Origin of the sequence: Streptomyces sp. NPDC002044, assembly GCF_040296725.1 — a bacterium.
GTDB lineage: Bacteria > Actinomycetota > Actinomycetes > Streptomycetales > Streptomycetaceae > Streptomyces > Streptomyces antarcticus.
In genome coordinates, this window is the sequence record NZ_JBEOXU010000119.1 from 1 (window position 1) to 19,120 (window position 19,120).

Annotated in this window: 10 protein-coding genes and 1 pseudogene; all 11 read right to left on the reverse strand. The window is 74.4% G+C overall.

Features of this window, described 5'->3' with window-relative positions; translation table 11 throughout:
- Position 1 precedes the first annotated feature (1 nt).
- The 11 genes and pseudogenes from ABT106_RS24490 to ABT106_RS24540 all read right to left on the reverse strand — a co-directional run bounded on the left by ABT106_RS24490 (position 2) and on the right by ABT106_RS24540 (position 18,867).
- Entirely contained in the window at positions 2-1,741 is a 1,740-nt protein-coding gene (locus ABT106_RS24490) for a condensation domain-containing protein (protein ID WP_351281072.1), read from the reverse strand.
- A complete protein-coding gene (locus tag ABT106_RS24495; protein WP_351281075.1) occupies positions 1,734-5,828 on the reverse strand; it encodes a non-ribosomal peptide synthetase in 4,095 nt (1,364 codons plus the stop codon). Before ABT106_RS24495 ends, ABT106_RS24490 begins: the two co-directional genes overlap by 8 nt.
- Before the next feature lie 272 nt (positions 5,829-6,100).
- The gene (locus tag ABT106_RS24500; protein ID WP_351281078.1) at positions 6,101-7,375 is read right to left on the reverse strand and encodes an MFS transporter; all 1,275 of its coding nucleotides are present in this window, start codon (positions 7,373-7,375) and stop codon (positions 6,101-6,103) included.
- 89 nt (positions 7,376-7,464) lie between these two features.
- Positions 7,465-8,535, reverse strand: a complete 1,071-nt coding sequence (locus ABT106_RS24505; RefSeq protein WP_351281081.1) for a winged helix DNA-binding domain-containing protein — start codon at positions 8,533-8,535, stop codon at positions 7,465-7,467.
- 12 nt (positions 8,536-8,547) lie between these two features.
- Complete coding sequence (locus tag ABT106_RS24510; RefSeq protein ID WP_351281083.1) at positions 8,548-9,192, reverse strand: 4'-phosphopantetheinyl transferase family protein; 645 nt, start codon at positions 9,190-9,192, stop codon at positions 8,548-8,550.
- Positions 9,192-13,130 (reverse strand): non-ribosomal peptide synthetase, encoded by a 3,939-nt coding sequence (locus ABT106_RS24515; protein WP_351281086.1) that lies wholly within the window; start codon positions 13,128-13,130, stop codon positions 9,192-9,194. Before ABT106_RS24515 ends, ABT106_RS24510 begins: the two co-directional genes overlap by 1 nt.
- A 15-nt stretch (positions 13,131-13,145) precedes the next feature.
- The gene (locus ABT106_RS24520) at positions 13,146-14,357 is read right to left on the reverse strand and encodes a cytochrome P450 (RefSeq protein ID WP_351281089.1); all 1,212 of its coding nucleotides are present in this window, start codon (positions 14,355-14,357) and stop codon (positions 13,146-13,148) included.
- A 1-nt stretch (position 14,358) separates the two neighbouring features.
- Positions 14,359-14,541: pseudogene (locus ABT106_RS24525) on the reverse strand (MbtH family protein); the annotation flags it as partial.
- A gap of 73 nt (positions 14,542-14,614) precedes the next feature.
- Positions 14,615-15,364 carry a thioesterase II family protein gene (locus tag ABT106_RS24530; RefSeq protein ID WP_351281091.1) on the reverse strand — a complete coding sequence of 250 codons (750 nt, stop codon included), beginning with the start codon at positions 15,362-15,364 and terminating at the stop codon, positions 14,615-14,617.
- A 3-nt stretch (positions 15,365-15,367) separates the two neighbouring features.
- Positions 15,368-17,362 (reverse strand): non-ribosomal peptide synthetase, encoded by a 1,995-nt coding sequence (locus ABT106_RS24535; RefSeq protein WP_351281094.1) that lies wholly within the window; start codon positions 17,360-17,362, stop codon positions 15,368-15,370.
- Positions 17,359-18,867, reverse strand: coding sequence for an aldehyde dehydrogenase family protein (locus ABT106_RS24540; RefSeq protein WP_351281097.1), 1,509 nt, complete (start codon positions 18,865-18,867; stop codon positions 17,359-17,361). The genes ABT106_RS24535 and ABT106_RS24540 overlap by 4 nt, the downstream gene beginning before the upstream one ends.
- Between the last annotated feature and the right edge of the window lie 253 nt (positions 18,868-19,120).

The following is a 19,120-nucleotide window of genomic DNA, read 5'->3' on the forward strand; positions in this document are numbered from 1 at the left end:
GTCACCTGTCCGACGCTGGCGACGCCGTCCGCGCCTTCAACCACACCTCCCGCGCCGCCGCCCAGACGGCGACCGGGTCGCCGCGGCGGACCCCGCGGTCGCGCAGCCGGTGGGCGATGGCCTCGGACCAGCGGTCGAGAGCCGCGTAGTCCAGCCGGACGGTGCCGAAGCGGACGGCTTCGGCGTCGGGGTGGATGGTGGCGCGCTCGCGGAACGCGCGGTCCAGGGTGGTGGTCCAGGCGGCTTCGTCGAGGGGGCCGCCGCGGGACAGCTCGCGGGCGTGCCGGGAGGCGGCGGGCTCCTCGACCAGGCTGATGTCGCCGACGCGGAGGTCGGGGTTCTCGGCGACCTGCTCCAGTACCTGCTGGAAGGCGGCGAGGAGGGCACTGGCGGTGCCGTGCCGGTAGAGGCTGGTGTTGTACTCGAGGGAGAGTTCCAGTCCGTCGTTCTCGCCGACGAGGAAGCTCATGTCGAACTTGGCTGCGCCGTCGTGCAGTTGGTCCATGGTGAACTCGACCTCGGCGGCCTGCGCGCGGTGGGTGCCCCACCGGCCCAGCGAGGTGAACTCGATCTGGAAGAGCGGGTGGCGCAGCGGGTCGCGGACCGGGCGGACGGTCTCCACGACCTGCTCGAAGGGCAGTTCGCTGTTGGTGAAGGAGTCCATCACCGAAGCCGCCGTACGGGTGACGAGCTCACGGAAGGTGAGCTGGTCGGTGACCTCCGTCCGCAGGGTGATCATCTGGACGAAGCAGCCGATGACCTGCTCCAGGTCGGGGTGCGGGCGGGAGGCGCTGGCCGTGCCGACGACGACGTCCTCGGCCCGGGTCCAGTGCCGCATCAGCGCGTTGAAGCCGGCCAGCAGGGTCGTGAAGACGGTGGTGTTGCTCGTGTCGGCGAGTTCGGTGAGCCGGTCCAGCAGCTTCTGGTCCAGGTTCAGCTTCAGGCCGCGGCCGTCGCCGCGGGTCTCCGGGCCGCGGGCGTGGTCGGGCATGACCTCGGTGGCCACGGCGCCGGCCAGGATCTGGCGCCACTTGCCGGCGAGTGCCCGGCCGTGCTCGTCGTTCTCCAGCTTGGCGCGCTGCCAGGCCGCGAAGTCGGCGTACTCCACGGCGAGCGGCGGGGCCTCGGGGCGCTGTCCGGCGGCCGCCGCGGCGTAGCTGGCGGTGAGCTCCTCGGTGAAGATCCGGGTCGAGCCCGGGTCCCAGGCGATGTGGTGGACGACCCAGAGCAGGACGTGCCGGTCCTCGGCGAGCCGGACCAGGTGGGCACGGACGGGCGGGGCGGCGGCCAGGTCGAAGGGGGCGGCGGCGCAGGAGGCGGTGAGTTCGGCGAGTTCGCGGTCCGCGTCCTCGCTGCCCGCCAGGTCGGTGCTCTGCACGCCGAGGACGAAGGAGGGGACGGGCTCCTGCCAGGGAACACCGTCGATCTCGACGAGCTTGCTGTGCAGGACCTGGTGGCGGGCGACGACGGCGTTGAGCGCCTCGTGCAGGGCGGCGCGGTCGAGCGGTCCGCCCAGCTGTATCGCCAGGGCTATGTTGTTGCGGGCCTTGCCCGCGCCGAGCTTGTCGACGAACCACATCTGCTCCTGCTGGAAGGAGGAGCGGGACCGCGGTCCGTGGTCGGAGCGCTGGAGTTCGACGCGGCGGCCGACACCGGCCGTCATCTGGTTGCGCATCCGGCCCAGCAGTCGGGACCGCTGCCCCTGGGGCAGCCGGCCGAGCCGTTCGGCGAGATCAGACATGGGTTCCTCCGTTGCGGTGCAGATCGGCCAGCAGGGCGGCCAGCCGGTCGGGCAGGTGCTTGGCGAAGTAGTGGCGGCCGCCGGGGATCACGGCGAGCCGCAGGTCGGACGCGTACCGGCCCCAGGCGCGGTAGCCGTCCTCGTACCCCTCGGTCGCGTCGTCGGCGTCGCCGATGATGCAGGTGAGCGGGGTGGTCAGGGGCTGGTCGTAGCCGTCGGGGGTGCGGGCGAAGAAGCGGGCGGCCTCGGTCATGTCGTGCCGGACCATGCGCAGGACGGCGGTGAGGTCGCTGTCGTCGAGGACGCCGTCGAAGCCGTCCATGGTGGTCAGGTAGGCGACGAGGTCGTCGTCGCCGGAGACGCGCTCCATCTCCAGGGCGTACTCGGGGTCCTCCTCGGGGAGAGCCGCCGCGAGGTCCAGGGCCACCGGCCGCTGCCCGATGCGCTCCAGTACGTGGGTGGTCTCCAGGGCGGTGACCACGCCGGCGCAGTGGCCGTAGACGGCGTACGGGCCGCGGACGGTGCGGGCGATCTCCGCGGCGGCGAGTTCCGCGAAGTCGGGGACCGGCAGCATCGGGCCGGGGCGCAGCGGGTCGTGCCCCGGCGGGGAGACGGCGAGGAGCTCGATGTGCGGCGGGAGCTGCGCGGCCAGCGGCTGGTAGGCGATGGCGTCGCCGCCGCCGTGGGGGAAGCACACCAGGGTCAGGGTGGTGGTGCCGGCGGGCCGCTCCGGGGTGAGCCGGTGCAGCAGCCGGTGCTGTGCGGCGCCCGTGCCGGCGTCGGCGAGTTCGGCGGCCCGGGCGGCGAGCCCGGCCGGGGTGGGGTTGCTGAACAGGTCGACGACGCGCAGGGCGGCGGCTCCGCCGTCCGGGAGGGCGGTGGCGACGGCGCGGACGGCGCGGACGGCGGCGAAGGAGTCGCCGCCGAGGGCGAAGAAGTCGTCGCCGGGGGCGACCTCGGCGACGCCGAGCACCTCGGCCCAGACGGCGGCGATCCGCAGCGCGGCCGGGTCGGCGTCCGCGTCCGGCCGGGCGGCCGGGTCGCGGACGGGCCGCGGTCCGGCGGCCCGGGGGTCGGGCAGGGCGCCCCGGTCCACCTTGCCGTTGGGGCTGAGCGGCAGCCGCTCCAGGAGCACCAGGTCGGACGGGACGCAGTGCGGGGGCAGGACGGCGGCGAGCGCGGTGCGCAGGGCCGCCGGGTCGGGGGCGGCGCCGTCCTCGGGGACGACGTAGCCGGTGAGCCGGGCGGAACCGGCCGACTGGCGGGCGGCGACGACGGCTTCGCGGACTCCGGGGAGGTCGCGCAGGGCGCTCTCCACCTCGCCGGGCTCGATGCGCAGCCCGTTCAGCTTGATCCGGAAGTCGGTGCGGCCCAGGAGTTCGATGGTGCCGTCGGGACCGTAGCGGGCCAGGTCGCCGGTGCGGTAGAGCCGCTCGGTACGGCCGGGCTCCAGTTCGACCTGGACGAACTTCTCCCGGGTCAGGTCGGGGCGGCCCAGGTAGCCGCGGGCCAGCCCGACGCCGCCGAGGTGGAGTTCGCCGGGGACGCCGACGGGGACGAGGCGGTCGTGCGGGTCGAGGACGAAGGCGAGCTGGTTGGCCATGGGCCGCCCGTACGGGAGCTTCGTCCACGCGGGGTCGACGCGGCCGACGGGGAACTCGATCGAGTGGATGGACGCCTCGGTGGCTCCGCCCAGCGCCACGAACGTCAGGTCCGGCGCGAAGGCGCGGATCCGGTCCGGCTGGGTGACGGGGATCCAGTCGCCGCCGAGGAACGCGGTGCGCAGCCGCGGCAGCCGGGGGCCGTTGGCGTGTTCCAGCTGGTCGGTGAGGAGGCCGAGGAGCGCGGGGGCGGAGTTCCAGACGGTGACGCCGTGGCGGTCGGCGAGGTCGGCCCAGTGGGCCGGGTCCTTGGCCGCGGCCGGGTCGGGCAGGACGAGCGTGCCGCCGGCCGCGAGGATGCCGAGGGTCTCGTAGACGCTCATGTCGAAGCTCGGCGAGGACAGGGCGAGGACGCGGTCGCCGGGGCCGATGCCGTGGGAGCGGTTCAGGTCGAGCAGGTTGTTGACCACGCCGCGGTGTTCCAGGGCGATGCCCTTGGGGGTGCCCGTGGAGCCCGAGGTGAAGATGACGTACGCGAGGTCGCGGGCGGTGACGGGTACGGCGGGCCGGGTCGCGGGCAGCTCGGCGAGGGCCGCCCGGTCGGTGTCCAGGAGCACCTGTGCGGTGCCGTCGGGCACGGGCAGCCGGCCGATCAGCTCGGAGTCGGAGACGACCAGCGGCGGGGCGGCGTCGCGCAGCAGCAGCGCCAGCCGCTCGGCCGGGTAGTCCGGGTCCAGCGGTACGTAGGCGCCGCCGGCCTTGAGGACGGCGAGGATCGCGGTGACCAGCGCGGGGCCCCGGCGCAGGCACAGGGCCACGGTCCGGTCGGGTCCCGCGCCGGCTTCGACGAGGCGGTGCGCGAGCCGGTTGGCACGCTCCTCCAGCTCCCGGTAGGTGACGTTCCAGCCGCCGAGACCGCCCAGGACCACGGCGGGCGCGTCGGGCCGCCGGTCGGCGTGCTGCTCGAAGAGCTGGTGCAGGCAGGCGTCCTGGGGGAAGGGGGCGCGGGTGGCGTTCCAGTCGTCCAGGGCGGCGCGGCGCTCGCCGTCGGTGAGCAGCGGCAGGGCGGACAGCGGGAGTTCGGGGCGGGAGACGGCGCCGTCGAGGGTGGTGAGGAAGTGGCCGAGCAGCCGGTCCACGGTCGGGGCGTCGAACAGGTCGGTGGGGTACTCGACGAGGGCGCGGACGGCGGTGCCGGTGTCGTGCACGCTGATCATGAGGTCGTACTTGGTGGCGTGCGAGGAGAAGTCGATGGGCTCGGTGGCGAGGCCGGCGAGGCCCGGGGCCGTGTCCGGGGTCTCGTCGAGGAGGAACATCACGGAGGTGAGCGGCGGCCGGCTGGGGTCCCGCGGCAGTGCGAGCGCGTCGACGATGAGGTCGAAGGGGAGTTCCTGGTGCGCGTACGCCTGGAGGGTGGTGTGGCGGGTGGCCCGGACCAGCTCGGCGAATCCGGGGTCGCCGCCGGTTCTGATGCGCAGCGGCAGGGTGTTGACGAAGAAGCCGACGAGGTCGCCGAAGGCCGGGTGGTCGCGTCCGGAGACGGACGTGCCGACGACGATGTCCTCCTGGCCGGTCCAGCGGCGCAGGGTGGCGGCGAAGCCGGCCAGCATCGTCATGTAGAGGGTGGCGCCCTCGGACTTGCCGAACTCCCGCAGTCTGGCGATGAGCCGGGGCGGCAGATCGATGTAGCGGGAGGCTCCGGCGTGTCCGAAGACGGGCGGCCGGGGCCGGTCGGTGGGCAGGTCCACGGGCGCGGCGCCGCCGAGCTCCTCCTTCCAGAAGGACGTGAGCCGCTCCAGCCGGTCGCCGCTGATCCGGTGGCGCTGCCAGGCGGCGAAGTCGGCGTACTGGAGGGCGAGCGGGGCGAGCCGCTCGGCGGGAACGCCGGTGCGGGCCGCGTAGGCGCGCTCCAGTTCGGTGTACAGCAGCCGCATCGACCAGCCGTCGGTGACGATGTGGTGGAGGTTCAGGACGAGGACGTGGTCGTCGTCGGCGAGCCGGCCCAGCCGGGCGCGCAGCGGGACGGCGCCGGCCAGGTCGAAGGGGGCGCCGGCGTCGGCGTCGTAGAACGGCCGGACGTCCTCCTCACCGGGCAGTTCGATCACCGGCAGGGGCAGCCGGAACCCGTCGATCACCCGGGGCACGGCCTCGGAGGCGCCCTCCCGGTAGGTGTAGACGGTGCGCAGCACCTCGTGGCGGTCCACGATCTCCTGGAGCGCCGCGTGCAGGGCGGGCAGGTCCAGGGGGCCGCGGATGCGGGTGGCGACGGGCACGTTGTACGCGGGACTGCCGGGCTGGAGCTGGTCGATGAACCACAGCCGGCGCTGGGCGAAGGAGAGCACCGGCGGTTCGGCGGGGTCACGGGGGGCCGGCTCGGGGTCCTCGCGTACGGCGGCGCGCCCGCCGTTGCGGCCCGAGAGGGCCTGGAACAGTGCCCGGCGGGACTTCGGCAGTGCGGCTATGCGTTCGGCGAGGGACTCGCTCACCTTGAGCCTCCGTGCGTCTTCGGGAGTCGGGAGAGGGATACGGCGAGGGCGCCGCGGATCGCGGCGCGGCGGTACGGGTGCAGCGGTGTGCGGGGCGTACGGCGTACGGCCTGCCGCGGCGGGGCGGCCGGGCGGTACGGGGTGCGCGCGGTGCGGGAGCGGTCCGGGCGGGGGCCCTGAAGGCCGGCCGCGGACCGCGCGGGGGGTGCGCGGAGCAGTGCGGAGCGGGTGCCGTTCGGCAGGCACCCACTCCCGCACCCCCGGGGTGCCGCTCAGGCGGTGATCTTCGGCTCGGCCGCGGCCGGACTGGTTTCCCCGGCGTCGTCGCCGGCCGGCATCTCCTTGATCTTGGAGACCGGTCCGCCCAGCAGGGTCAGTCCGCCGATGATGGTCACGGCGCCGGCCACCGCGAGGCCGGCCGTCAGGCCCACCGCCTCGCCGAGGGCGCCGCCGATGAAGTAGCCCAGCGACAGCGCGCCGTACACCGCCGAGAGGGCGGTGCCGCTGACGCGGCCCATCTGCTCGTTCGGGGTGACCCCCTGCACGAGGCTCAGGACGTGGATGTCGAACATCGGCGAGACGAAGCCGATGACGGCCTGGACCACGATCAGTCCGATGAAGCCGCCGACGGCGCCGCCCGTCGGGACGACGATGTAGCCGAGGCCCAGGACGACCGCGGAGAGCACCAGGACCCGGCCGACGGTCAGGACCTTGGCGACCTGCTCGGAGAGGACCGCGCCGACGATGACGAAGACCGACATGACGGCGAAGGCGATGCCGACCTGGCCGGGGCTCAGGTCGAGCACCTTGTAGGCGTAGACGATCAGCAGGGCGTCACCCATGGCGGCGCCGAGGTTGACCACGACGTTGGCGGTGAACAGGCCGCGCAGCACCGGGTTCCCGAACAGGGTCCGCATGCCCTCCTTCATCTCCGCCTTGGCGGAGGCCTTCCGCTCCTCGGTCCGCTCGCGGACGTCACGGTGGCGGATGACGAGCAGGGCGATCAGCGAGATCAGGAAGGTGAACGCGTCGGCGGTGATGGCGCGGGCGGCGCCGAGCACCTGGATGAGCGCACCGCCGGCGCCCGCGCCGACCGCTTCGGCGACGCTGCGGCTGATCTGGAGTTTGGTATTGCCCTCGATGAGGTTCTCGGTACCGATGAGCTGGGGGAGCCAGGACTGGTACGAGACTTCGAAGAAGGTGGTGAGGCAGCCGGTGACCGCCGCCACGATGTAGATGTGGACCATGCTGACGGAGTCGAAGGCGAACGCCAGGGGGATCGTGCCCAGGGCCAGGAAGCGGCCCAGGTCGGCGACGATCATGATCGTGCGCCTCGACACCCGGTCGGCCACCAGCCCCGCGACCGGGGCGAGCAGCAGGAAGGGGAGGAAGCGCAGCGCGCCCAGCACGCCGACCTCGAAGGCTCCCCCGTCGAGGATCACGACCGCGAGGGTCGGGAGGGCGAGGAGGGAGATCTTGTCGCCGAAATTACTGACGGTCTGCCCGAACCACAGGCGATTGAAATCGGAATGCCGACCGAGTGCCATGTCGACGCCCTTTTCTGATTGGGTACGGAATTGTCGGACGGCACTGACGCTATGGATCCCGAGTTAGCGGGCGGTTATGAATCCGCGGACTATAGGGCTTTTGTAGAGAGGCTGTGAGTTCCGCTGGAGAAGCGGGCGACGTCGGCGCTCTCGCGGGCGAGCGCGGCGGTGACGGCGGCGGTCGGGGGCGCGGCCGAGGGGAACGGCTCGACGTGCACGCCGGCGCCTCCCCGGCCCCGCGACCAGGTGCCGACGGCCAGGCCGTCGACCAGGACGGTGGCCCGGATCTGTCCGCCGCCGGGCCAGACCCGGCGCTCGTCCTGCGCCGGTACGGACAGGTCCCGGCTTCGGTAGCCGACGAGGTAGTTGTCGTAGGCCGGCAGCAGCCGCACGTCCGGGGCGGCGGGGTCGGGCGGGGTCGCGGGGGCGCTGTCCCCGCTCTCCCGTACGGCGGCCCAGGCCGCCTTGCCCGCCGTCGTCCTGAGCCCGGACCAGTGGATGAAGTCCGGTGCGTCGGCCGGCCCGTGGGCCAGGCGGTAGCGGCGGGCGAGTTCCCGCTCGGCGGCCGCTCCGGTGAAGGGCGGCGGTCCGCCGCCGGGCAGCCAGTCGTCGAGGAGGACGAAGGTGGCCTCCCCGTCGCGCTGCGGCCCGTGACAGATCCGGCCGGTCAGGGCCGCGCGGCGGATCAGGTGGAAGGCGGACTGCCCCTTGGGCTCGACGCCCAGCGTGGTGAGCCGGTCGGTGAGCTGGGCCCGGGTCAGCGGCCCCTCGCCGGCGACCGCGTCCGCGATGAGCCGTTCGGAGCGTTCGCACAGGTCCTGGTCCAGGCCGAGTTCGCGCAGCCGCCGCGCCGCGAGGGCGAGGTAGAGGGGGCCGAACAGGGCGAGCAGCCAGCGGGCGTCGGTGGCGGGCACCAGCTGGAGGGTGCCGCGCATGAACCAGCCGCGCACGGCGGTGCGTTCGGTGTCGGTGGCCCGCCGCACCGCGTCGAGGGTCAGTCCGCGGGCGCGGACCCGCAGCCCGAGCTCCGCCGCGGGCAGGTCCTGGGCCTGTACGGCCAGCACCCGGTCGAGGACGGCGGCGACGGAGTCCTCCCGGACCCCGCCCCCGATCGCCTGTGCGCGAGCCCTGAGCAGCCGGTCGGTCGTACGTCGTTCCACGTGTCCAGTCTTTCAGCCGAGCAGCCGCAGCCGCGTCTCTTCGCGGGCCGCCACGCATCCGACGACCCCGTCACCGCCCCAGTCCACCAGCTCCCAGCCCCGCCAGCGGGGCGGCTCCCGCCCGTACACGGGAAGGTCGAGGCGGGCCGCCTCGTCCAGCGTGCCCGCCCCGACCTTGACCAGGGACTCCTTTCGCACCCACTGGCGCAGGAAGGCGCGCCGCGGGTCCACGGCCGTCCGCAGGGCGGCCAGTTCCTTCTCGGTGCAGGCCGGCGCGGCCGTCCGCCAGTCCAGCGGGCGGCCGTCGTCGGCCTCCACGTCCACACCGACCGGGCCGGGCGCCGCCGCGGCCACGACCCAGCCCCGGGTGTGCGCGAGGCTGACGCCGGTACCGGGGGCCTCGGCCAGGCTCGGCCTGCCGTGCGGCCGCGCGCACCTCCCGCAGCTCTGGACGACGGTGAGGCTGTGCGCCGGACGGCCCAGGAGCCGCCCGGCGCACAGCCGGACCAGGGCGTGGGCGGCCAGGAAGTCGTCCCGGTCGCCCGCCGACCGCAGGGCGCCGGCCCGGTCCAGTTCGGTACGGGTCAGCAGCTCCCGTACGTCCCCGGCCGCGGCCAGCACCGCTGCGGTCGGCCCCGCCAGTGCCAGACCGGCCATCAGCGCCGACGGCGCAGCACCGCGTAGTAGCCGGGCAGGCGCAGCGCGTCCGAGTCCGACTGCGGGTCGATGGCGTGCAGTTCTATCGCCTCGTCCTCGACGACCTCCCACGCGTCGGCGCCGAACGCCTCGGCGAGCTCGGGCCGGGTGAAGCGGTGCGAGTGCCGTACGCCGGCCGCCTCCAGCGGGCCGACGAGGTCCTCGGCGCGGCCGCGCTTGCCGCCGACGAACCCGAGGTAGCCGAAGGAGTTGCTGGAGTAGTCGGGCTCGTGGACGATCAGCGTCCCCTCGCTGCCCAGCAGCCGGCCGGCGATGTCGGCGAGCCGGGCCCGGGCCTCGCCGTCCAGGACGTGGAAGACGCCGCGGACGAAGATGTTGTACGGCCCCTCCCCCAGGACGGCGGCCTGCTCGGCGTCGGTCATGTCGATCGCCAGGTAGTCGACGTTGTCGACGCCCTTCGCCTCGCGCTTGGCGTGGTCGATGGCGCTGGCGGAGACGTCGACACCGACGACCGAGGGGTAGTGCGGGGCGAGTTCGCGGCTGTAGCGGCCGTTTCCGCAGCCCAGGTCGATGACCGGCAGGCCGGCCCGGAAGTGGTTCTGTGCCTGGCCGAGCAGCCAGTGGAACTCCTCGCCGCTGTCGGCGTCCCAGATGACGTCGCCGCCCCGGCCGGTGCGCTGGATGCCGGCCCAGTAGCGCTCCCAGGCGTCGCCCGTGTCGCGCTCCTCGGCCTTGCCGGGGGCCGCGGTCTCGTCCCCGGGCGGCGGGGAGTGGCGCTCCCACGCCTCGTCCTCGGCGAGCGCCTCCAGCAGCGCGGTGAACTCCTCGAACAGGGAGTCGATGAGCCCGTCGGGGTAGACCGCCGGCAGGAAGTCCCAGTTGAAGGTCAGCCCGTCGGGCTTCTCGAAGACCTGGAAGTCCAGCGAGACCTGCGGGGTCTGGGAGATCCCGTAGACGGGCGCGCCCAGCTCGGTCTCCTCGTACTGCGGCGGGTGGCCGGCCAGGCTGGTCATCACCACGGGCATGGCGGGGGCGAGGGAGCCGCGCAGCTTGGTCAGCTCGCGCAGGACCTGCACGCCGCTGAAGTAGCGGTGCTCCAGGTCGGCCCAGAGCCTGCGCTGGACGGCCTGGGCCCGCCCGGCGAAGGTGCTGTCCTGCTGCTCGACGGCGAGCAGCAGCGTGGTCGTGGTGTCCGCGAGCAGTGCGTTGACCTGCGGGTGCAGCGGGAGCCGGTTGAAGAGGGGGAAGTTGATGGTGAAGCGGGCCTGACCGGACGCGGTGCCCAGGATCTCGGCGTACGCGGCGGCCAGCACTCCCGACGGGGTCACCTCGCGGGCGTGCGCCCGCTCCTGGATCCGGGTCCACAGGGCGGGGGCGACGACGTGGCTGCGCCGTTCGAAGCGGACGGGCAGCTCGGGGGCGTCGGCCGGGCGCTCGGGCAGGGCCGGGGCGGGCGGCAGGGTCGCGAGGCGGTCGCGCCAGTACCACTCGGAGCGGCGGTAGAGCTCGCTGTCCCGCAGCGAGTTCCACACCGCGAGGACGTAGTCGCGGAACGTCAGCTCCAGCGGGGCCAGTTCGGCGCCGGGCTCCACGTAGTAGGTGACCAGGTCCGGGATGAGGACCTGGAAGTAGCTCCAGGCGTCGGCGACCAGGAAGTCCAGCGAGAGGTGGATCCGGGCCCGGCCGCCGCCGAGCAGGCTGATCCGCACGTCGAACAGCGGCCAGCTGTCGGCGTCCAGCACCTGGTGGGACAACCGCTCCCGCAGGGCGGCCAGTTCCTCGTGGCGGGACTCCTCGTCGAGGCCGCCGAAGTCGGTGACGGGGATCTCGTAGGCCGGGATCTCCTCGAAGACCTGCTGGGTGCCGTCGGGCAGGACCCGGGTGCGCAGCGCGTCGTGGCGTTCGACGAGCCGGCGCCAGGCGTCCTCGAAGCGGGGGACGTCGAGCTGCTCGCTCTCCCACTCGAAGTAGCCGTGGCAGCCGACGTTGCCCAGCTCGACGAGGCCGCCGCGGCCGATCCACAGCGCCTGCTGGCTCTCGGTGAGCGGGAACGGCTCGAAGCGGCCCGCCGGGTCGGGGACGATCGCCGGGAGTCCGCCGAACGAGCCGCGGGCGCCGGAGCGTTCGGTGGTGACGAGGGTGGCCAGCTCGGCGACGGTCGGGTAGGTGGACAGGTCGGAGAGGCTCAGCTCGACGCTGTAGCGGCGGCGGATCTCGTCGATGAGCTGGAAGGCGAGCAGCGAGTGTCCGCCCAGCTCGAAGAAGTTGTCGTGGATGCCGACGCCGTCGGTGCGGAACGCCTCGGCCCACAGGCGGGTGAGGCCGTCCTCGACCTCGTTGCGGGGGGCCTCGTAGCCGGCGCCGACGCCGTCGCGGCCCTCCGGGGGCTCGGGCAGGCTGCGGCGGTCGACCTTGCCGTTGGGCAGGCGCGGGAGGGACGGCAGGACGACGACGGAGGCCGGGACCATGTAGTAGGGCAGGGTGCGGGCGACGTCGGCGCGGACCGCGGCCGGGTCGGGCGCGGTCGCGCCGTCCGCCGACACGTAGGCGATGAGGCGCTTGTCTCCGGGGCCGCGCTCCTGGGTGACGACGACGGCCTCGGCGATGCCGTCGAGGCGGGCGATGTGCGTCTCCACCTCGCCGAGTTCGACGCGGAAGCCGCGGATCTTCACCTGGGAGTCGGAGCGGCCGAGCAGTTCCACGGCCCCGTCCTCGCGGCGCCGTGCGAGGTCGCCGGTGTCGTACAGCACGGGGTGCGGGTCGTCGCCGAGGAAGTTGGGGTGGAACTTGGCGGCGGTGAGCTCGGGGCGGCCGTGGTAGCCGGCCGCGACACCGGCGCCGGAGACGTGCAGGCGGCCGACCTCGCCCTCGGGCACCGGGACGCCGTCCTCGTCCAGGAGGTGGACGCGGAGGTTGGCGATGGGCACGCCGACCGGGACCTGCCGGGTGGCCCGTACCTCGTCGGAGGTGGCCTGGCTGGTGAAGTCGGTGCCGGCCCCGAGGTCGAGGCAGGACAGCACGTTGGTGGTCTCGGTGGTTCCGTACGTCATGACGACCCGGAAGGGGGTGTCGACCGGCGGCCAGCTGTGGACCCGTTCGGCCGTGGTCACCAGGATCCGCAGCGCCGTGCCCGCCGGCCACTCCAGGCCCCAGGCCGGCTCGGCGAGGGCGGCCACCAGCATGGTGTGGGTGATGCCCTCGCCCACCAGCCAGTCGCGGATCTGCTCCGGGGTCTGCGCCTGGCCGGCCTCCGGGATGTGGATCGCGGCGCCGGCCGGCAGGTAGGCCAGCCACTCCATGATCTGGACGGCGAAGCCGGGCGTGGACATCCAGGAGGCGCGGTCGCCCTCCTGGACCCCGTAGGCCCGCCGGGTCCAGTGCACGAGGTTGGTGAGCGCGCCGTGACGCTCCAGAACGGCCTTGGGGGTGCCGGTGGAGCCGGAGGTGTAGATGAGGTGGCTGACGGTGTCCGGCCCGGTCACGACCCCCGGGGCGGTGTCGGGCAGGCCCTGGCCGGCGGTGGACACCTCGGCCTGGGGCACGTCCTGCGGTATCCGGCGGCCCAGCTCGGCCGGGGTGAGGACCAGCAGCGGGGCGGCGTCCGCGATCATCGCGGCGAGCCGGTCGTCGGGGTTGACCGGGTCGAGGGCGACGACCGCGGCGCCCGTCTTGAGGACGGCGAGGGAGCCGATGACGTACTCGGCGCCGCGCGGGTAGCAGAGCCCGACCCGTTCGCCGGCGGCGGCGCCGCGGGCGATCAGGGCGTGCGCCAGCCGGTTGGTGACGGCCTCCAGTTCGGCGTACGTCCAGGAACGTTCGCCCTGCGCGAGAGCCGTGGCCCGGGGGGTGCGGGCGGCCTGCCCGGCGAGCAGCTCGGGGTATCCGGTGGCGGGGAACGCCGTGTCGGAACGGTTGAAGTCGACGAGTGCGGTGGTCACAGTGCGGGCCCTTTCTTAATTGGCGAAGGCTCGGCTGCGCAGCAGCCGCACGGGGAGACTGTTGATCCCCCAGGTGAAGTTGGACGAGTTGAAGGTGACGGGTCCGGTCAGCTCGAAGCCGTCCAGGACGGTGAGCATCTCGGTGAGCAGCGCACCGAGTTCGAAGCGGGCGAGGCGGGCGCCGAGGCACAGGTGGCGGCCGTGGCCGAAGGCGACGTGCCGGTTGGGGCGGCGGTCGACGCGGAAGGTGTGCGGGTCGGCGAAGACGTCCTCGTCCCGGTTGGCCGAGACGTTCCAGAGGGTCACCCGGTCGCCCGCGGCGATGCGGGTCCCGTTGATCTCGGTGTCGCGTACGGCGGTGCGCAGGGCGTGCACCCCGGGGGTGGTCCAGCGCAGGATCTCCTCGACGGCCGGGGCGATGCCCTCGGGGCCCAGGCCCCGCAGCAGCCGCCACTGGTCGGGGTGGTCGGCGAACATGTGCACCGCGCCGGCCGCCGAGTAGCGGGTGGTCTCGTTGGCGCCGGAGAGGACGCCGTTGAGGTTGAAGACGATCTCCTCGTCGCTGAGCGGCCGTTCGGTGCCGTCGCCCTCGTCGACCAGGGTGTCGTGGGCGATCTGGCTGACCAGGTCGTCGCCGGGGCGGACGCGCCGTTCGGCCAGCAGCTCGATGAAGTAGAGGAAGATCTCCGAGTGCGCGCTGGTGCGGACCGCTTCGTCCGGTGAGTCGAAGGCGCCGGTGGTGAGGGCTCCGATCCACGCCCAGTCGGCGCGCGGGATGCCCATCATGGCGCAGACGACCCGGTTGGGGAGCTGCTTGGCCAGGTCGATGAAGTCCAGCTCGTCGCGTTCGGCGGCCTCGGACACCAGCTCGCCGACGACCTTCTCCACGAGTGCTTCCAGGCGGGGCATCTGCTGCGGGCCGAACGCCTGGTAGAGCGCGCGCTTGAGCCGGGTGTGGTGCGGGACGTCGGAGACGATCAGCATGCGCTGGGCGACGGCGGCGACGGCGGCCGGGTCGCTGCCCAGCCGCATGCCGCTCGCCGAGCTGAAGGTGTCGCTGTCCGCGTAGACCTTCACCATGTCGCGGTGCTTGCTCAGTACCCAGAAGCCGTCGTCACCACCGGGTTCGGGGTGCCAGTGGACCGGCGCGTTGGCCCGCAGCCAGGTGAAGGCGGGCCAGAAGTCGTTGCGGGCGAAGGGGCCCGGGTCGAGCAGGTCGATCTTCATCTCAGGCTCCTCGCAGGCTGAGCGGGCGGGTGTCGGGCCAGTGCGCGTCCACGAAGGCGGCGCACGCGTCCTCGGTGCCGTCGAAACCGGCCGGGGTCCAGCCGTCGGGTGTCTCGCGCGCGGCGGGGTACAGCGCGTACTGCCCTTCGTGGTTCACGAGGACCTGATGGGTGGTGGGCACGGTGTCCTCCGGGCTGGGGCGGGCGGATGCGGGCGGATCGTCAGGGGGGTGCCGGGACGTGCGGGGGCGCTGTGCGTCAGGGGGCGGGGGTGAGCGGGGCGCCCTCGCCCCGCAGCAGCCCGGCCAGGTGGTCCAGTACGGGTTCGGGGCGGCGCAGTACGGCGTGGTGGCCGCCGGTGGTGCGGTGCCGGGCGAATCCGGCGGTGGTGACGGCGGCCCAGCCGTCCAGCTCCTCGGAGCTGACGGTCTCGTCGCCGTCGGCGCCCCAGGCGTGCACGGGCACGTCGAGGCGGTCGCCGGGCCGGTGGACGTAACTCAGCGACAGCCGGGCGTCCTTGCGGAGCATCGCGACCATCAGGTCGCGGGTGGCCTCGTCGAGGAGCGCGGGGTCGACGCCCGCCGTGTCGAAGAGCTTGTCCAGCTCTTCGGCGTCGTCGACGATGCCGCGGCCCGCCCCGTCCCAGAAGCCGGGGGCCCGGCAGCCGCTGACCACCAGGGCCCGCGGCCGCACGAGGCGGGAGAGTTCGTAGCCGAGGAGCCCGCCGAAGCTGTGGCCGAAGACGATCAGCGGCCGGTCGACGGCGACGGTGGCCGCCAGCTCCCGCGCGGTGGCCGCGACGGCCTCCCCGAAGGTGTCCGGCATGGGCTCGCGCCAGCGGTTCTCCCGGCCCGGCAGCTGTACGCCGTACACCTGGGCGGTGCCGGCCAGCGCCGGCTGCCAGGAGCGGAACTGCTGGCAGCCGGCCCCGGCCGGGGGCAGGCAGAGCAGCGCGGGAAGGGCGGCGTCCGCCGGGTCGGTGCTCCAGGTGGAGATCCAGGTGCCCACGGCTCAGGCCCCCTCGGCGGTCTTGACGGCGGCCGGTGCTTCCCGCGCGGCGAGGAGCCGGTCGAGTTCGGCCGCGAAGTCGGAGGCCGTCGGCCGGTCCAGCAGCGTGTCCAGGCCGACGCGCAGGCCGGTGATCCGGCGCAGTTCGGAGACCGCCCGGGCCGCCGCGAGGGAGTGGCCGCCCAGCTCGAAGAAGTCGGCGTTCCGGTCCGGCACCCCGATGGCGAGCACCTCGGCCCAGACGCCCGTGACCAGGCGCTCGGTCGGGGTGGCGGCGGCGGCCGGGGACGCCTCGCGCGGGTCCGCTCCGGACTCGGGGACGGCCAGGGCCAGGGCGAGTGCCTCGCGGTCGGCCTTGCCGGTGGTCAGGGTCGGGATCCGGTCGAGTACCCGGACGGTGCCCGGCACGGCGGCCGCGGGAAGCTGCTTGCGGCAGCGCTCCACGACACGGGCGGACAGTCCGGCCGGGTCGGCGCCGGGTGCGGCGACGACGGCGAGGCCGAGGGCTTCCCCCGAGGCGAGCGGGCAGCAGGCCGCGGCGACGACCTCGGGGAGTTCGGCGGCGACGCGCTCCACCTCGCCCAGTTCGATGCGGTGGCCGCGGATCTTGACCTGGTCGTCACGGCGTCCCCGGTACTCCAGTTCCCCGCCGACGCGGCGGACCACCACGTCTCCGGTGCGGTACATCCGGGTGCCGCCGCCCTGGAAGGGATCGGGGAGGAACCGGCTCGCGGTGAGTCCGGGGCGCTTGCGGTAGCCGCGCGCGACGGCGGGTCCCCCGAGGTACAGCTCGCCCTCGGTGCCGGCGGGCACCGGGAGCAGGTCCTCGTCCAGGACGTACGCCCGGTAGCCGGGCAGCGGGCGTCCGATGGTGCTCACGTCGTCACCCCGTTTGCTGTCGGCCCAGGTCGCGGCGATGGTCACCTCCGTCGGCCCGTACACGTTCAGCAGCCGGCGGCCGCGGGCGTACCGCTCGGCCAGCGCGGCCGGGCAGGCCTCGCCGGCGACGAAGACCACCTCCGCCGCGTCGAGTCCGGCGCCGTGCGCGGCCAGCAGCGAGGGGGTGAGGGAGACGGTGCGCAGACCGGCGGGCAGGGCCTCGCGGCCCTCCGCGGCGGCCGCGCGCAGTCCGTCGAGGGAGAGGTCGACGAGGGCCACGCCCTGGCCGTGGGTGAGGTAGAGCAGGGTGCACCAGAGCCAGCCGTCGAAGGCGGGCGAGACGGCGTTGAGCCCGAGCCCGCCGGGCGGCAGCCCGAGTCCGACGAGGGCCTCGACGAAGGTGTCCAGGCCCCGGTAGGTGACCTCGACGCCCTTGGGGCGGCCGGTGGTTCCGGAGGTGTAGATGAGGTACGCGCAGCCGTCGGCGGCGGGTACGGCCACCGCGAGCGGGCCCGGCGCGGTGCGGCGGACGTCGGCGGGGGTCAGCAGGCGGGCCGCGCCCGGCTCCAGTCCGTCGGGCGCCGCGGGGGCGACCAGTACGGCGGCGTCGGCGTCGCGCAGGACGTGGCCGAGGCGCTCGACCGGGTGGCCGGGGTCCAGCGGGACGGCCGTGGCGCCGAGGCTCCAGACGGCGAGCAGGGCGGGCACGCTCTCCCGGGAGCGGCCGAGGAGCAGGCCGACCGAGGTTTCCGGGCCGACGCCGGCGGCGGCCAGCGCGGTGGCGTAGCGGGCGGTGCGGGCGGTGAGCGCCGCGTAGGTGAGGGTGCCGTCCGGGGCCTTGACGGCGCTCTCGTCGGGCTGTTCGCGGGTCCACCGCTCCAGCCGCGCGAACAGCGGCGGGAGCGCGTCGGCGACGGGTCGCCCGGCCGCGTCGGCGACGGCGTCCGGGGCGGTGGCGGCCGCAGTGCCCGCGGCCCGGGTACCCGCGGCCGGGCCGGCCTGCGCCCACCCGGCCGGTGCCAGGTCGTCCCGGCCCGGGCCCCCGGGGGTCGGTGTGTCGTCTGCCGGTACGCCGGGGGCGGTGGCGCCCCCGGGGTGCTCGGCGGTCCGCTCGGTCATCCGTCGTTCCTCTCCGTGTCCGCGGGGCCGGCTGCCGCGGTGGACCGCAGCCGCGGACCCACCACCTGGCCGCCGCCCTGGGGCAGTTGCATCGACTTGGTCTCCAGGAATGCCTCCAGTCCGGCCGTGCCGCACTCGCGGCCGATCCCGGACTGCTTGAAGCCGCCGAACGGTGCGGCCGGGTTGAACTGGCCGCCGTTGACGTCCACCAGCCCGGAGCGGAAGCGGCGCGCCACCCGCTCGGCGCGGGCGCCGTCGCCGGACCAGACCGCTCCGTGCAGCCCGTAGCGGGTGCCGTTGACGATCCGGACCGCCTCGTCCTCGTCGTCGTACGGGATGACCGACAGCACGGGGCCGAAGATCTCCTCCTGGCCGATCGTGGTGAGCGGGTCCACGTCCGCGAAGATCGTCGGCTGGACGTAGTAGCCGGTGGTGAGCCCGGCGGGCCGGCCGGCTCCGCCGCGGACCAGGCGGGCACCGCCCTCCTCCGTGCCGCGGCGGATGTACTCGGTGACGCGGGCGTGCGCGTCGGCGGACACCAGCGGGCCGAGGTCGGTCGCGGGGTCGCGCGGATCGCCGGTCACGTAGCCGTCCATGGCCTGCCCGGCGAGCCGTACGGCCTCGTCCTGGCGGTCGCGGGGCACCAGCAGCCGGCTCCACTGCAGACACGTCTGGCCGGTGTTGAAGAGCATCTGGTCGACGGTCGCGGCGACCGCCGCCGCGAGGTCCGCGTCGTCGAGGACGAGGCTGGCGTTCTTTCCGCCGAGTTCGAGGTGCACGCGCTTGATCCGGTCGGCGCCCAGCGCGGAGACCTCGCGGCCGGCCCGGGTGGAGCCCGTCAGGGAGACCACGTCGACCAGCGGGTGCGTCACCAGCGCCGTGCCGACGGTCGGCCCGGTCCCGACGACCATGTTGAAGACGCCGGGCGGCAGATCGGCCTCGGCGATCGCCTCGGCCAGCAGCCGGGCGTGCAGCGGGGTGATCTCGCTCGGCTTGTGCACCACGGTGCAGCCGGCCGCCAGCGCGGGGAGGATCTTCTGCACCGTCAGGAGCAGCGGGGTGTTCCACGGGGTGATGCAGGCGGCCACGCCGGCCGCCTCGCGCACCACCAGGGAGTGGCCGACGCGCTGTTCGAAGGCGTACGAGGCCGCGGTCTCCACGCAGTGCGCGGCCATGCCCAGCGAGAGTCCGACGTGGGTCTGGCGTGCCATCCGGGCGGGCGCCCCGACTTCCGCGGTGATCACGTCGGCGAAGCGGTCGGCCCGGACCTCCATGGCCTCGACGACCCGGCGCAGCAGGGCGGCCCGTTCGCGGGGCGGTGTGCCCGCCCAGCGCTCGAAGGCGCCGGCGGCGGCGCGCACCGCGAGGTCGGCGTCGCGGACGCTGCCGGCGGGGACGGTGGCCAGGGCTTGTTCGGTACTGGGGTCGGTCACGACGAGACGGCCCTCGGCGTCGGAGGCGGTCCAGGCGCCGCCGATCCACTGGTCGTCGTGGCGCGGGGGCAGGAACGTCCCGCCCGGGTCGGTTCTGCGCGGGCCGGAGTCCTGCGGCACGGGGGGCACGGTCAGCACGGTCACGGTGGAGTCCTCACTCGGTCACGGAAAGCGCGGGGATCTCGGGGATCGCTGCGTCGCGGAATCACGCGGGCGCCCGGACGGCGGCTCAGTCGGCCGCACGGGCCAGGGCGGCCGGGGCCCTGTTGTCGGGCCGGGCCCGCCGCACCGGGCGGGCGAGGGCAGCCGTACGGGGATCCGCGCC

What these genes read in the sequence shown, in the direction of transcription:
- ABT106_RS24490 (WP_351281072.1), bottom strand. Translation starts at nt 1,741, where the DNA reads ATGTCTGATCTCGCCGAACGGCTCGGCCGGCTGCCCCAGGGGCAGCGG.
- ABT106_RS24500 (WP_351281078.1), bottom strand. Translation starts at nt 7,375, where the DNA reads ATGGCACTCGGTCGGCATTCCGATTTCAATCGCCTGTGGTTCGGGCAG.
- ABT106_RS24510 (WP_351281083.1), bottom strand. Translation starts at nt 9,192, where the DNA reads ATGGCCGGTCTGGCACTGGCGGGGCCGACCGCAGCGGTGCTGGCCGCG.
- ABT106_RS24520 (WP_351281089.1), bottom strand. Translation starts at nt 14,357, where the DNA reads ATGAAGATCGACCTGCTCGACCCGGGCCCCTTCGCCCGCAACGACTTC.
- ABT106_RS24535 (WP_351281094.1), bottom strand. Translation starts at nt 17,362, where the DNA reads ATGACCGAGCGGACCGCCGAGCACCCCGGGGGCGCCACCGCCCCCGGC.